The sequence below is a fragment of the Phycisphaerae bacterium genome, assembly GCA_018003015.1.
GTDB lineage: Bacteria > Planctomycetota > Phycisphaerae > UBA1845 > PWPN01 > JAGNEZ01.
Window position 1 is genome coordinate 37,527 of the sequence record JAGNEZ010000018.1, and the last position, 14,842, is coordinate 52,368.

The 14,842-nt window shown below is 63.6% G+C and carries 13 protein-coding genes; 7 read left to right on the forward strand and 6 right to left on the reverse strand.

The features are described from left to right. Positions 1-240: 240 nt before the first annotated feature. The 3 genes from KA354_10240 (at position 241) to KA354_10250 (ending at position 5,118) form a co-directional block, all read left to right on the forward strand. Positions 241-978 (forward strand): DUF1080 domain-containing protein, encoded by a 738-nt coding sequence (locus KA354_10240; protein ID MBP7935012.1) that lies wholly within the window; start codon positions 241-243, stop codon positions 976-978. A 293-nt stretch (positions 979-1,271) separates the two neighbouring features. Next, positions 1,272-2,690 (forward strand): hypothetical protein, encoded by a 1,419-nt coding sequence (locus tag KA354_10245; GenBank protein ID MBP7935013.1) that lies wholly within the window; start codon positions 1,272-1,274, stop codon positions 2,688-2,690. 400 nt (positions 2,691-3,090) lie between these two features. Then, complete coding sequence (locus KA354_10250; GenBank protein ID MBP7935014.1) at positions 3,091-5,118, forward strand: acetylxylan esterase; 2,028 nt, start codon at positions 3,091-3,093, stop codon at positions 5,116-5,118. Here KA354_10250 and KA354_10255 read toward each other — a convergent pair. Next, the gene (locus tag KA354_10255; protein MBP7935015.1) at positions 5,057-5,341 is read right to left on the reverse strand and encodes a prolipoprotein diacylglyceryl transferase; all 285 of its coding nucleotides are present in this window, start codon (positions 5,339-5,341) and stop codon (positions 5,057-5,059) included. The two genes, KA354_10250 and KA354_10255, sit on opposite strands and share 62 nt — an antisense overlap. Positions 5,342-5,740: 399 nt before the next feature. Here KA354_10255 and KA354_10260 point away from each other — a divergent pair, with 399 nt between their 5' ends. After that, a complete protein-coding gene (locus tag KA354_10260) occupies positions 5,741-5,983 on the forward strand; it encodes a hypothetical protein (protein ID MBP7935016.1) in 243 nt (80 codons plus the stop codon). A 136-nt stretch (positions 5,984-6,119) separates the two neighbouring features. On the opposite strand, the gene KA354_10265 is transcribed toward KA354_10260, so the two are convergent. Continuing rightward, positions 6,120-7,487: a sulfatase gene (locus KA354_10265; protein MBP7935017.1), complete on the reverse strand. Its 1,368-nt coding sequence runs from the start codon at positions 7,485-7,487 to the stop codon at positions 6,120-6,122. A 152-nt stretch (positions 7,488-7,639) separates the two neighbouring features. Between KA354_10265 and KA354_10270 the strand changes: the two genes are divergently transcribed. Further along, positions 7,640-8,848: an alpha/beta fold hydrolase gene (locus tag KA354_10270; protein MBP7935018.1), complete on the forward strand. Its 1,209-nt coding sequence runs from the start codon at positions 7,640-7,642 to the stop codon at positions 8,846-8,848. Positions 8,849-8,990: 142 nt separating this feature from the next. On the opposite strand, the gene KA354_10275 is transcribed toward KA354_10270, so the two are convergent. Beyond that, positions 8,991-9,284, reverse strand: coding sequence for a hypothetical protein (locus tag KA354_10275; protein ID MBP7935019.1), 294 nt, complete (start codon positions 9,282-9,284; stop codon positions 8,991-8,993). Between the two features lie 44 nt (positions 9,285-9,328). Next, positions 9,329-10,681: a Gfo/Idh/MocA family oxidoreductase gene (locus tag KA354_10280; protein ID MBP7935020.1), complete on the reverse strand. Its 1,353-nt coding sequence runs from the start codon at positions 10,679-10,681 to the stop codon at positions 9,329-9,331. 491 nt (positions 10,682-11,172) lie between these two features. On the opposite strand from KA354_10280, the gene xerD reads away from it, so the two are divergent. Then, a complete protein-coding gene (gene xerD, locus KA354_10285; GenBank protein MBP7935021.1) occupies positions 11,173-12,210 on the forward strand; it encodes a site-specific tyrosine recombinase XerD in 1,038 nt (345 codons plus the stop codon). A gap of 161 nt (positions 12,211-12,371) precedes the next feature. Continuing rightward, entirely contained in the window at positions 12,372-12,983 is a 612-nt protein-coding gene (locus tag KA354_10290; protein ID MBP7935022.1) for a DUF4190 domain-containing protein, read from the forward strand. Positions 12,984-13,015: 32 nt separating this feature from the next. On the opposite strand, the gene KA354_10295 is transcribed toward KA354_10290, so the two are convergent. Together KA354_10295 and KA354_10300 are read right to left on the reverse strand one after the other, a co-directional pair. Continuing rightward, complete coding sequence (locus KA354_10295; GenBank protein MBP7935023.1) at positions 13,016-13,852, reverse strand: response regulator; 837 nt, start codon at positions 13,850-13,852, stop codon at positions 13,016-13,018. 226 nt (positions 13,853-14,078) lie between these two features. Next, on the reverse strand, positions 14,079-14,309 hold the full coding sequence (locus tag KA354_10300; protein ID MBP7935024.1) for a hypothetical protein: 231 nt from the start codon (positions 14,307-14,309) through the stop codon (positions 14,079-14,081). Positions 14,310-14,842: the final 533 nt, after the last annotated feature.

The window sequence follows — 14,842 nt, forward strand, 5'->3', positions numbered from 1 at the left end:
GTGACACTCCATCCCGTCAGGCGACAGCAGAACGAAATAGGATATCGGATACGCCTTGCCCCTTCCAGTGGCGACGGCAAAGCGAGTAGCCATGGCGGCCATCGGCGAGTTGACGCCGAGCCAACGCATGAGGTAGGGTAAGGGTAGCTGCGACACCGCCGAATCTCATCGTCGGGAAGGTCGCCGGGGCAGTGTCAGCACACCGCATCGCGGCCATTCTCCGACCTTCGAGGTAATGCCATGTTCACAACAGCTGTCACGCTCCTGGGCTTGTGGATCGCGGGCGGCTCCGACGCGCCCACCACCAACACTGCCCCCGCACCAGCAGCACCGCCCCATGCTCCAGTGAACCAACTAACGGCCACCGAAAAGGCCGCGGGCTTCCAGCTGCTGTTCAACGGAACGGACTGGACCGGCTGGGAACCGAACGGCAAACCCGGTTCGTTCACAATCCAGGACGGCGCCATCGTCGGCGATCGGTCGGGCAAGAGCCAAACGGCCTACTGGCTCGGCACAACCCGCGAGTACGGCGACTTCGAACTCCGCCTGCAGTACAAGCTCAGCCCTCGCGGCAACAGCGGCATATTCATCCGCGCTCCGCACGAGGGGCGAACATCCAGAATGGGCATGGAGATCCAGCTTCTCGATGACGGAGCCCGCACCGGCAAGCCGGGCGTCGGCGACACTGGCGCAATCTACCAAGTCGTCCCACCAAAGGCGTTCGTCTCCAGACCCGCAGGCCAGTGGAACGACCTGTCCGTCCTTTGCCTCGGCCCCCGCGTTAAGGTCACCTTGAACGGCCACATCATCAACGACACGCTCATGACCGACCACGCCGCGCTCAGGAACCGACCACGCAGAGGTTTCATCGGCCTGTCCGCCCACACCAAGCCAGTGCAGTTCCGCACCCTCCGTCTGCGCGAGATTGCCCCTCCAGCCACCGGACCCGAAACACCAGCCTCCCAGCCAACATGGTAGGCACGTTCGGCTTTCCACCACGTCGACGCTTTGACGGAACAGACGATCCCGCCCTCCAACGGCTGCAACACGCCAATCCGGACGGCGACCACCGCGTGGACCAGGGCAGCACCGGCATCCGCCAGCAGCACTGCGACCGAGCGGGCGGCCGGAACGGCTTCGCCAATTGGGCGTCGCGGCCCCCCACGTCCCGTTGACAGACGCCGACGGAGTCGCAACAATGCACCCCGACGGCCGGTCCCCGGCCTGACATGGCGGTCCTAAACCTACCCGAGGTGCATGGAGTCGGGACTATGGCAGCAATGGGCAACAAGAGCGGCGCATCAGGCGAAGGTGCCACCGGCATCAAGATCGCGCTCATCGTCTTTGTCGTGCTCACCGTCGCTTCGCTGGCCGGCACGATCATCCTCTACACCTATCAGTCAGACCTTCAGGCCCAGGCCGCCTCGGCCAATACCCAGTCCCAAGACGCCCAGCAGCGAGCTACCGACGCCGAAAACCGTCTGCAGAACGCAGCCAAATCCATCGCCGGCGACGGCGACCCCGCCAAGATGGCTCAGGCCCTCAAGACCGCTCAGCAGAATCTGATCAACAGCATCGAGCGACCCGAAGCCAGGGCGGCAGCCACCGAACCGGCCACCGACGGGGACACCGCCAAGCCGCGCCCACCCCTGCTCACCCTCGTCAACACGCTGAACACCAGGTATGCCGAGTCCCTGGGCGCCCTGGACACCGCCAAGAAGGACATCCAGAACCTCCAGGACCAGATCAAGAAAGCCACCGATGACCTGAAGGCCACACAGGATCAGTACGCGGAGAAAACCAAGAAGCTGGAAGATGACTACCAAGCCCTTGAGCAGCAGGCGGCCAAGAACCGTGAGGATTGGCAAAAACAGGTCCAGGACCTGACCGCACAGCTGGAAACCCGCTCCGAGGCCGCCGGCCAGCAACTCACCGGAGAGCGCCAGCAGCGCCGAGCCGTCGAACAGCAACTGGCCGACGCCCAGAAACGTAGCAAGGAACTGGTCGATACCCTCTCCCAATTCCGCCCCAAGGGCGACACCATGTCGGCCCTTCAAATCGCCGATGGCTATGTCGTCCGGGCGGTCGCCGGCGACAAGATCGCCTACATCAGCCTCGGAGCCAAGGACGGCATCAAGCGAGGAATGAGTTTCTCAGTCTACTCGCGAACCAAGGGCATTCCCGACGAAGGCAAGGGCAAGGGAGCCGTCGAGGTGACCCAGGTCTTCGACGACACCGCCGAATGCCGGGTCAGCCAGGCGACAAACGGCGAGCCTCTGGTCGAAGGCGACCTGATCGCGAATCCTTTCTTCGATCGGTCCCGCAAGCTGAACTTCGTGGTGGCCGGCGATTTCGACCTGAACTTCGACGGCGAAGCCGAGGATCCCGGAGGCGAGCAAGTCAGCAAGATGATCGTCCAGTCGGGCGGCAACGTCGTCAAACAGTTGGACACGCGCACCGACTTCGTCGTCCTGGGCGGACCGCCTCCGCAACCGTCCGCCGCCGCGAACGGCGAATCGCCCGAGGCCCAGCAGCGCTCCGCCCAACGACTGGCAGCCCGCAAGGCTTTCGACGAGGTCGCCAACGAGGCCAAGGCCCTTTCCATCCCCGTGCTCACACGCACCCGGTTGCTCCACTACTTGGGCATGGGCGTGCCAAAGAACACTCCCAACGACCGACTTCCCTGGTGAGCCTCCCGGCAGCGTCCTGTACCTCGCCCGGGCAAGCAATGCCTCTCCTCGCTCGAGGGGACGCAAGACGACCAAGACCTCATCCGACCGCAGCGACCTCTCCCGAACCCGACGAGCCGGAGACGTACATGCAGCCCGCCGCTGAATGACAACGCACCGGTGTTCCCAAAGCGAATCATGGTTTATACTGACCACCGTCAGGCGGTGACGCTCCGTCACTCTCGCCGTCGGCCTCGTCCATCCGACGGTACATCGAGGGCCATCGGATGTCCGTGATCGCCGCACTCAATTCGGCGCCAGCCGCTGGCAGGCCGACGGTCTTCCACCACGAAGATCGCTTCGGATCCTCGCACAAGGGAACGACGGCTGCTCGCCCCGGTCCAACGAAGGGAGAATGAGAATGACTCGCCGATTATCCTGGGTGATTTGTGCGGCCGGACTGGGATTAGCCCTGGCCACGACCCGGGCCGAAGAGACCACCGATCCAGGGGAGGCCGCGGACTCCCGCCCTCTCCTCCACACGGATACCGTCTACACACCAACCGAATACAGACACCTCTCCACCTGGGAGGCCCGCCGGGCATGGCTGATCAACCAGGTCCGTTTCGCGGCCGGACTGATCCCCGAGCCCAAACGATGCCCGATCAACGCCCACCTCTCCGGCAAGCTGGTTCGCGACGGCTACACCCTCGAGAAAGTCCGTTTCGAGAGCTACCCCGGCTTCTACGTCACCGGCAACCTCTACCGCCCTGCGGAGGTCAAGGGCAGGGTGCCGGCCGTGGCTAATCCGCACGGCCACTGGGGCCGCGGCCGCCTGGCCCATGAGAAACTCGGTTCGATCGCCGCCCGCTGTATCACCCTGGCCAGGCTCGGGGCGGTGGCGTTTATGTACGACATGGTCGGCTACAACGACAGCAAGCAACAGTTCGAGCACGCCGACCACCGGTTCGCAGCCGCAGACTGCGCTTTGTGGGGCATCAGCCAGTTCCACCTGCAGACGTGGAACAGCGTGCGAGTGCTCGACTTCCTGCAGTCGCTGCCCGACGTGGACCCGGCCAGGATCGGCGTCACCGGGGAATCCGGCGGCGGAACGCAGACGTTCATCCTCTATTCGGTCGACGAACGAGTGAAGGTGGCCGCCCCGGTCAACATGATCTCCAGCACCATGCAGGGCGGCTGCATCTGCGAAAACGCCCCCCTCCTGCGCATCGACGCCAACAACATGGAGATCGGGGCACTGATGGCCCCCAGACCACTCCTGCTGATCAGCGCCACCGGCGACTGGACAAAGAAAACACCTCAGGTCGAATACCCGTTCATCAAGAGCATCTTCGAGCTGTACGGCCGCGGAGATCTGGTCGAGAACGTCCACATCGACGCTCCACACAACTACAACAAGGCCAGCCGAGAGGCGATGTACCGGTTCTTCGGGCGACGGCTGCTCAACCAACCCGATGCGGACAAGATCACTGAGGGTGAGATCAAGATCGAAACCGACAAGGACATGCTGGTCTTCGCTGATGCCGAACCGCCGGCCAACATGCTCAAGGGTGAAGCCCTGATCGCGAGCCTTAAGACCGCCTGCCGGGAACGGATGGAGGCCTACCAACCCACCAGCCCCGAAACGCTGACCAACTTGCAGGCCCTCGTACGCCTCGGGCTGGGTCAGAGCATCGGTTCGGATTGGCCAGTCGTGGGCACGGTCCGCCCGAAGGGCCGTTCAGCCCTCGCCCGAATCGCCTGGGAGCGAGGCGGACGCCTGGTGTGGACGGCGAACGAGTGGCGCGACACCAAGACCGGTCAAGAAGGCGACGCCGCGGTGATCGTCCTGCCGGATGGACTCGCGAAAATCGGAGAACACAGGAAACTGCTTACCGAGGGCGACCACGGCATCTTCGTGCAGCCGTTCGGCACCAGCCATATGAAGCGAACACCAGTGACAACCCGGGCAGCCGACGAGGGTAAATACTACACAACCTTCAACCGCAGCGATGCCGCCGAAGCAGTCTATGACATCCTCTCGGTGATTGGCATCGAGACTCCCAGCCAAAGCGGAACCCGAATGAAACTCGTCGGTCTCGGCCGCATGGGCCCGCACACGCTCGTGGCCCGCGCTATGATGCCCCCCGAGGTCGTTCTTCGCACCGGCGTATGCACGGCAATCGACATGAACCAGATGAACGTCGACGACGACCAGCCCTACATCAACGACCTGTTCCTGCCGGGTATCCGGAAAATCGGCGGCCTGAAGGCAGTGGCGGCCGCTGCGGCCGGCGGCGGGCCGCTTTGGCTGTACAACGCGGGCGAGCATTTCAACGAGCAGTGGGCCCGGGCCGCAGCCAACCTCGGCGGCCACGAACTGCGAATCACCCGGGAGCCGGCCGACGACGAGGCCATCGCCGAGTGGCTGCGGCATGCATCAAGATAGCCGCCGATACCCCCGCGGCAGCGAAGCATAGCCATTGGAAGTGTGACAGCGGGCCAAGAAGCACACGGTCCTTGAAATCGCCTCGCCAGAACTCCGTCAGCGCCTGGCCGCAGCCATACAAGGCGAGATACCACAACAACGACGATCCTCGCCAGCGACGTATGTCCAACCTCAGGAAGACGACAGCCACCACGAGCAGGACCGCGATCTCATAGAGTTGCATGGGACGCGGGTCCGAACCTGCCGCTCCGGTGTTATCCTCTCGCGATCTCGGTCAGCCATTGATCCACATGCCCCGAAGGGGCACAGGTCTGTAGCCGGGGGCGCACGTTCCCCGGAACTCCAAACCACCCACATACACTAGCCCCGAAGGGGCGACAGCTGCCCGGGCGGCCAAGTGGATGTCTTACGTTCCTCCGGGCGACGCATTTCGCAACAGGGCCAACAGGCTGTGCAGTGATGATCGACATGCGCGTCGATTGACACCCCTCAGAACCACTCCATAATGAGCGCAAACGGGCCGTACATGCTCGCCGGCGGCACGAGAGCGAGCTTGCGACCTGACTGTCCGGCAACAAGGGCGAATAGCCCAATCGATGCCGAGGCATTGAGGAGGACTCCGGTGAAAAACAGCAACAAGTGCCCGAAGTGCGGATCGAACGACATCATCGCGGATGCAAAGGCCATTGACAGAGGCGAGGGCTTCTCGGAATGGGAACTGTCGGTTACCACTTACGCCAACCCAAAGGCGCTGATCTTCAAGGGCAGATCGACTACCACTATGTCCGCGTATGTCTGCGCCCGCTGCGGTTTCGTAGAGTTGTATGCGGATTCGCCAGAGACTATCCAGGTCACGAGGGCCTAACGGAGATGGGCGAGTTCGCGATGTCTCGACCGGTCCCGCGGAAGGACAAGTACGCCATCGATCGAAGATCGCAAGGACGAGCCCATGGCCCGCTACGTCCGTCAGCAAGCAAGGTCTGAATCGCACGCCATGGGATCTACTTCAGATCAAACTGCGGCGTGCCCGGCTTCAGCCCCGCCTGATGCCGCTGAACCTCGGCCAGAAGGTCAGCTACCACATCCGCATGGTCCTTCGCGACGTCGAGCTTCTCCGACGGGTCGTGGCCAAGATGGTAGAGCAACGGGGGATCGTGCTGGTTGATCTTCGGGCGATCCGGACCGTAGCTGGCGCGGGTCACCAGGCAAGCCTTCCAGGGACCCTTGCGAACGGCCATCAACATGGCATTGTCGTAGTAAAAGAACGGCGCCTCCTCACGCTCGCCCCCGCGCAGGACCGTCAGCAGACTCCGGCCGTCGTACTCACGGTCGCTGGGCATGTCGACGCCGGCTAGTTCCATCAGCGTCGGGAACACGTCCATGGTCGACGCCATCGAGCGGTTGACCGAGGGCTTGATCTGGCCGAGCCACCAGAAGATGCCCGGCTCGCGCATGCCGCCCTCGAAGGTCGAACCCTTGCCGTCGCGGAGAAGCCCGGCTGATCCGCCGTTCAGTCCCCGAATGAGCCAGGGACCGTTGTCGCTGCTGAACATGACCAGCGTTCGCTCGGCCAGCCCCTGCGCACGCAGCGTCTTGAGCACCTGCCCCACGCTCCAGTCCACTTCCTCGACCACATCGCCGTAGAGACCGCGCGGGCTCTTGCCGGCGAAACGCGGATTGGCCTTCAGCGGAGTGTGGGGGAAGGTGTGGGCCAGGTACAGGAAGAACGGCTTGTCGCGCTGGGCGACAATGAACTCGACGGCTTCCTTGGTGTATCGCTCAGTCAGCGTCTCGAGCACGACCGGTTCCTCCAGCGTCTGCTCGCCGCGGATCAGCGGCGTTGGCTTCATGTCGTTGCTGTAGGGCAGACCAAAGAAAGAGTCGAACCCCCGCTTGGTGGGCAGATACTGCGGGAGATGGCCAAGGTGCCACTTCCCGACGCAGGCCGTGGCGTAGCCCTTGGCTTTGAGCGCCTGGGCGATGGTGATCTCGCTCTCGGGCAGTCCGCCGGTCGAATTCGAAGCCAGCACCCGGCGCTCGGCACCGACCATGCCGCTGCGGATCGGCAGCCGGCCGGTGAGCAGCGCGGTCCGGCTGGGTGTACACACCGGGGCCGCGGAGTAGAAGTCGGTGAACCGCATGCCTTCCGCCGCCATCACGTCGAGGCACGGCGTGCGGATCGTGGGATGTCCATAGCAGCCGAGGTCGCCGTAACCCAGATCGTCGGCGAAGATGATGACGAAGTTCGGCGGCCGCTCGGCGCCGAGGACGCCGCTCGCAAGCGACACAGCCATCACACCCGCCGACAGCCAGACACGCAGCCCTGACCGTGAAATCAGACCGGAATGGCACCCTCTCGATTGCGTCATGGTCGGAATCCTCCGGGCCACCGGCTCGATCCTGCGGAATGTGACGAGTGGTGGCTGCACAGTGTATGATGCCCGCTAATAAGATAGGAGCAGGCCGCGTCGCGGTCCAGGTCTCAGAGTCATCACGCGCCACCTGAAACGGAGCAAGCCCGATGGCACGACCGCAACACCGTTGTCACTACATGTTACCACTGATACTGACCGCCGTCTGCCTCGGCTGCACGGAGCGGCAAACCGGCCCCTGGAATCTCCGCCAGTTAAACCAGCCACCGGCGGTGCAATGGGTGAACACAAGCGGTACGGTCCGACAACTGTACTACACCAACGAACCCTACAACGGACACGCCACCCGAGTGTTCGCTTACTACGCCGTCCCGGAAAATCACGCAGACAGGGCGCCGGCCATGGTGCTGGTCCACGGCGGCGGAGGCAAGGCCTTCCCAGAGTGGGCCGAGATGTGGGCAAAGCGAGGCTACGCCGCCATCGCCATGGATCTGGCAGGCTGCGGCCCGGACGCCAAACCGCTCCCCGACGGCGGACCGGGTCAGGGCCACGAAGAGAAGTTCACGGCCATGAACCAGGGCATTCAAGCGGTCTGGTCCTACCACGCCGTGGCCGCGGTGATCCGGGCTCATTCACTGCTGCGGAAACTGCCCGACGTGGATCCGGAACGCGTCGGAATCACCGGCATCTCCTGGGGCGGATATCTCACTTGCATCGCCGCCGGGTTGGATCACCGGTTCAAGGTCGCCGTGCCCGTCTACGGCTGCGGCTTCATCTACGAGGACCCAACCTGGACCAACCCAATGAACAAACTGACCGACACCGAGCGCCAGCAGTGGATCCACAACTTCGATCCGTCACGATACCTGGCCGGCTGCTGGACACCCATCATGTTCATTAACGGTACCAACGACGTCTATCGACTTGATTGCTTTGAGAAAACCTACCGGCTGGTCTCCGGGCCGCGGTCCCAGCGGATCGGTATTCGCCTGCCCCACAGCCATCCGGACGGCTGGGCTCCAAAGGAAATCGGCCTCTACGTCGACTCGGTGCTCCGCAACGGACAGGCTCTGCCCCGAATCAAGCGAATCACCCGCCAGGGAACACAGGTGCAGGCGACGGTCAAAAGCCCCATCCCGGTCAAAGAGGCGACCCTGAACTACACCACGGATACGGGGGGATGGAAGGAACGTAAGTGGGAAAGTCGGCCAGCCCAGTTGGATCAGAACGGCCAGCGCGTCCGCGTCCAACTTCCGTCCGATCAGGCAATCACCTACTTCGTCAATGTGACCGATGAACGCGGGGCGATCGTGTCATCCGACATTCAGAGGGTGCCGGCCTCGGCGAACGCCAAGTGATGGAGTGATGGTCATGACAACCTGCGCCTGGGCAAGATCGACGGGTATCTGGGAGGCCCATTGTTGCCGGCTGTTGGGGCCAGGATTGACTTCGCCAACAACCGGTTGGCTCTGCGATCCGAGGATGTCTCGCCGGACGCGGTTACTGCTCCTTTTCAAGCATCGGCCGATAGTCCGCGCAGCTGCGCGAACCCTCTAGCCTCGCGGCCGCTTCAGCACGCCCCTTCGCATCCTCGTCGGCCATGGCCACCACATCCGCCCGCCCGATGGCATTCCAGATGACATCCAGCCCGTGCCCGTAGCCACCCCTCCCAGTCCGGCCGATCACCGGCACCCGAATCCTGGGAGACTTCGCTTGCCCACGAAGCGACTTCGCGGCCACCAGACCACTCGCCGCAGCCGCACCACACAGTATGAACTCACGTCTTCGCATCATGTCACGCCGTCATCACCGGCGAGACGCCGGCGCCACACTCGCTCTCACACCGCCTCCGGCACAATCCACTCATCGCGGCCGGCCCGCTTCAACAGAGCGTTGGCCTCGGCATCCTCCATGAACGTCTCCGTCTTGGCATCGAACCGCAGTTGGCGCCCCCCAACTCGGTACGAGATGTTGCCCATCTGACTGAGCAAAGTCGAACGGTGGCCCTCCTCGATATCCGCGTTGGGGCGCTCGCGAGTCTCGACGCACCTGAAAAAGTTGTCCAGGTGGGCCACGTGCGGGTGGTGCCCGTTCTGCTGGGCGATCACCTTCTCGCTATCGTCGTAAACCTGCCAGCCGCCGCCGTGCCGCTCGGCGAACATGAGCCCCTTCGTGCCGTGCACCTCCACCCGCATGCCATCGAACGGCCAGTGGGGATAGGTGTCGCCGTCGCGGAGTTCCCAGGGCATCTTCTTCATGTATGGCACGCGCAGGGTCAGCTCGAACACCATGGTCAGCCCGCCGTAATCCCAGGTCACCACCTGCGTATCCGGAGCCTCGCCGTCATGGTCGTACACCCGCGAACCGGTGGCCCAGACCGACTTCGGGTAGTCCTTGCCGATCAGCCAGCGGGCAAAGTCGATCTGGTGAATGCCGTCGTTGATGATGTCGCCGCCCGAGTAGTCCCAGAACCAGTGCCATGAGTAGTGAAACCGGTTCGCGTTGAACGCCCGCATGGGTGCCGGGCCAAGCCAGGCATCATAGTCCACGCCGGCCGGCACCGGCCCGTCCGCCTTGCGGCCGATCGGCGGCCACAGCTTCATGTTCAGCACCCGCACGAGGTGGACGTCGCCGAGCTTGCCGGATCGCAGGTACTCAACCGCGGCGGCCGCATAGTCGCCACTTCGCGTCTGGGTGCCGTGCTGAACCACTCGGTGGTACTTGCGAGCGGCCTCAACCATCTTGCGGCCCTCCCAAGGATTGTGCGAAGCGGGCTTCTCCACGTACACGTCCTTACCCGCCTGGCAGGCCAGGATCGTCCCCAGAGCGTGCCAGTGATCCGGCGTCACGTTGAAGACCACGTTCACGTCCTTGTCATCGAGGATGCGACGGAAGTCGCTGACTGTCTTGGGGCGTCTGCCCCTCGCTTTCTCAACCAGATCGGCCGCACTCTTGAGCCGGCCCTCGTCCACATCGCACAGGTAGGCGATCTCGATCCCCTCGCGTTTGATGAGTTCCTGCTGCAGCAGCCAGACCCCACGCCCGCCGGTACCCATCATCCCCATCACGATCTTGCCCGAGGATGAGGCCGCTCGAACTCTTGGCGAGACAAGCGAAGCCGCTGCGAGCCCCGCGGTTGCGGCAACCGTGCCCCGCAGAAACTGACGACGAGAAGGCTTGGATCGACGCATGGTAAGCTCCCATTGGAGAAAGGAAGACACCATACAACGCGGAGAACATTATACGTCCCCTTGACACGGGTTTCGACGTTGCGTCTCTCGGCTTTGACGCCATGGGGACCGCTGGCCAGCGGACCTGTTCGCCCACATCGCCCCACCGCACCCGAACAACGTGCCGCAGGAGTGAGATCACGGCCAATCCTGCCCACCGCGGAAACCAGCGCCTCCCATCGGCCCAGGCGCCGCCCGGCCTCCTGACAACCGGGGCCAAAACCGGACACCCAGACTCAAGCCAGTTCGGTTCAAGCATTTCGAGCCATTCTCCCGATACTCCGATAGGCGGACGTTGTCCAAACGTCCCCCCGGCGCTTTGAGCGAGGACGACAGTCCAGTGATCAAACCGGGTTTCTTGTGCCCGTTCGTTGACCGGCGCGATGCGCGCTGCGCCAACCTGCTGACCATGACTAACCTCAAAGAGGCTTTTCGCCTCTGCGCGGGAAACCATGAAGCCTGTAGAGTCTACCACCAGATCAGACTGGCCGAGCTCCGACGTGACACCCAGCTTCTCGTCGCCTGCTCGGCCTGAATCGAGTTGCGGCCTGGCGGAGCCCCCGCCCATCGAGCCGTCCAAAACAGCGGCGGAAGAGCCCGCCATACACACCTTGATCGAGCAGTTCCTCTCCCGGCTCTGGTCCGAGGCGGGACTCGCCGAGAACACCCTGGCCGCCTATCGCCGCGATCTGCAATCCCTGGCCGCCTTCTGCGAGCAAGCCGGCCTCAGGCTTCGACACATCTCGCCACGCGACGTCCAGACGTTCCTCATATCCCTCCGTGAGGAAGATAACTTGGCCGTCAGTTCGATCGCTCGACGCCTCGTGGCCGTCAAGCTCTTCTGCCGGTTCTGCTATGCCACCGGTCACCTCGCCCGCGACATCGCCGCCTTCATCGAAACACCCAAAAAGTGGAACTACCTGCCCCAGGTCCTCAATGAAAAGCAGGTCGATGCTCTGCTGACCTTGCCCGACGACGGCGACTCCCTCGCCTCACGCGACCGAGCCATCCTCGAGCTGTTCTACGCCACCGGACTGCGAGTCAGCGAACTGGTCGGCCTGAGCCTCGGCGACGTTCAACTGGAGATCGGATACCTCCGCTGCTTGGGCAAGGGCAACAAGGAACGAGTCGTGCCCATCGGCAGCCACGCCATCAAGGCCCTCACCGAGTACCTGCGCGATCTTCGCCCCCAACTGGCCGACGGAAGGCCAACGGACCGCGTCTTCCTCTCACGCACCGGCAAGCCCCTCGATCGGACCAACTGCTGGCGCATGGTGGCCAAGTACGCTCGCCGCATGGGCGTGCCCGGCAAGCTGTCGCCACATACCCTGCGACACTCCTTCGCTACCCACATGCTCGCCGGCGGAGCCGACCTCCGCGTCGTGCAGGAAATACTCGGCCACGCCGATATCGCCACCACCCAAATCTACACCCACGTGGACTCCTCCCGGCTCAAAGCCATCCACCAGAAGTTCCACCCGCGCCAGTAGAGCAAGCCCCTAACAAGCCCCACGAACGTCAACACGCCAAAACACAAACCTGCGAACACCGTCGCTTGAAGGCCGGCACCACCTGCGTATCATACCGAGGGGAATGAAGAGCCCCCAGATGCCTGCGATAATACTCGCGATCCGTGGCCCGGAAGCAGACAATGAGCGATACGGAGACGAACGCGGTCGACAGGCGTTTCCACTTCCGCTGCCTGCGCTGCGGATCGGTGCTGGAGGGACACTCCAGCCAGTCGAACCGGGATGGCCGGTGCCCGAGTTGCGATGCCGTCTTCACCGTGCCGCAGGTGGATCCACGAACCGGCCTGGCTATTCAGCATGCCGACCCGGGCGACGACGGCGAGCTGCCCGCCCCGGTACATGCCTACGCCGCAGCGGGCACCAAGGCGCCACGCATCGTCCGCTGCGAAGATGATCACCTCGAGATCGAATGCCCGCGCTGCGAGCGACACTCTCCCGTGCATTCCGATAGCTGCCCGGGGTGCGGCTTGCCTTTCACCATGGAAGCCGCCAATTACAGCGTCCCAACCGCAAGCACCGAGATCGGCAGCCTGGCCGCGATGAGCGGCGTCATCGCATTACTTGCCTCCCTGTGCCCAGGCATAGGCCTGGTGTGTGGCTTGATCGCTCTTGGGCTTGGGTGGACCGCACTGGTTCGAAGCAAGCACACCACGTCGACCGGCGGCTTGGTGGGCGCGATCCTCGGCCTGATCAGCCTGCTGCTCCAGACCCTCGCCCTCCTGGGGTCTATGTAGACCCGCCGGATGTCAGGCCGACGCGGCCACGTCTACCTGGCAGAGCCTTCCAAGACTCGCGATACATGCAGAATGACGGACGCAATCAGTCTGTCTCGGGTGATCGGTTTGGTGAGATAGTCATCACATCCCGCCGCCAGACATTTGCCGCGGTCGCCCGTCATCGCGTGAGCGGTCAGGGCAATGATCCGACCGGAATAGCCCTGCTTGCGCAACAGCCCGGTCGCTTCATAACCTTCCATCTCCGGCATCTGTATGTCCATCAGGATCAGGTCAAAAGGTCCGCCCGCCCGCCAGGCGGCGAGCGCTGCATCCACGGCCAGCTTGCCGTTCCCGACAATGCTCACCTCGGCCCCGGCCTTTTTGAGCATGTGGCCGATCAGTCGCTGGCTGTCGGGACCGTCCTCCGCCAGCAAGATCCTGTGCCCGGCCAATGCGCGGGAGGACGGCCGAGTCTCATCGTCCCGCACGGACAACTCCCCCGCCTCGGCGGCGTTCTTGGCCTTCTGGAGCTCGACCTCCGTCCGCTCCCGAGCCACCAGCTCGCGAGCCAACAGCAGGTTCTTGTAGGCCAGCGAGGAGATCTCCCCGGCCAACAGCCACAAGAGATCCAGAATCTCGGCAAAGCGATCCATCGGCATGCTCGGAACCTGATGAAACGCCCGTACCAGCTCCGGCGGAGGGACACCAATCTCGCAGGCGAAAACCGCCATGCTCCCCGCGTCCACCCCCGCTGCGTTGACCTGGCCGATGAGCCAGTTGGCAATCTGCTTGCCGCCCACGACGATCGGGGCGCTGGCATCGACAAACCCGCAGCTATGGCACTGATCGTACCGCGGCTTCATCGCCTCCCGAGCTCGCTCACCCACGATCCGATCCGACTCGATGCATCGAGCCCTGCCCTTCTCGGTGTTGCGGACCAGCTAACAGGCGCTGCAGAATGAGCGCGATCGGCTCTGGGTGTTTGGCCAGCAGCGCGGCACATGACGCGATCGCGCGGCCCACCGCCAAACGATCGGCCGCTCGCTTCGGAGTCCACCACCGAGTGAGCACGGGATAAGCACCGAACCCAACACCACCTCAGGCCACCAGCCGCTACCGGCTGCGGCTGCACGGGCAATCGTCCGGTACCTCAATGCAAGGCTCGAGGTTGGCCAGGTCGCGACGTCGATCACGCTCGGCAAGGGCAAACTCGGCCGCTTCCTCGCGCGTGGCAAACCGCCCAATCTCCTCGCGACGATCCGGCGCATGACAGAGCGTGACCGTCCACGCCTCGCTGTCGAGCGACCGCATGATGCAGATACCCAACGACGGCTTCGCATCCATGAGTCTCTCCTCGTTGGCACGGCCACGGCCGGGAATGCCATAGGCATGCCGGCCCGATCAGACCCTACGCCTGCTCTCATTCATTCTACGACCGATACGATGGGCAGACTAGACAACAAAAAAACCACCCCGGTGTCACCCGCGAGCCTGACTCGCCGAAGACAACGGGGTGGATCGCTTACATGAGGCCAACAACACCCTTCCTTGTTCGGGCCGGAGAGGGGGATTGCAGCGGAAGGGCTTGCTTGTTGTTGGCCCGGTACAGACCATTGCGGCCTGTGACGGTATCGTGTTGACAGACCTTCATCCGCCCACAAGACACTGACCTTCACATGGCAACTTGCGTGCCGGACTGCGATCGGCCAGCAGCCGCCTGATCAGAATGCGGCCAACATCCCCCAAATCGATCGCCGTGGCCCCCAGTGGGCCCGCAGCCAAGCCCACCCCTTTCCCGAAGGCGACCCAGGTAGCCCAACCCGACCACACGCACGCCGAATCACCCAACCAGGCTGCGCCATTTGACCCAACGAGTG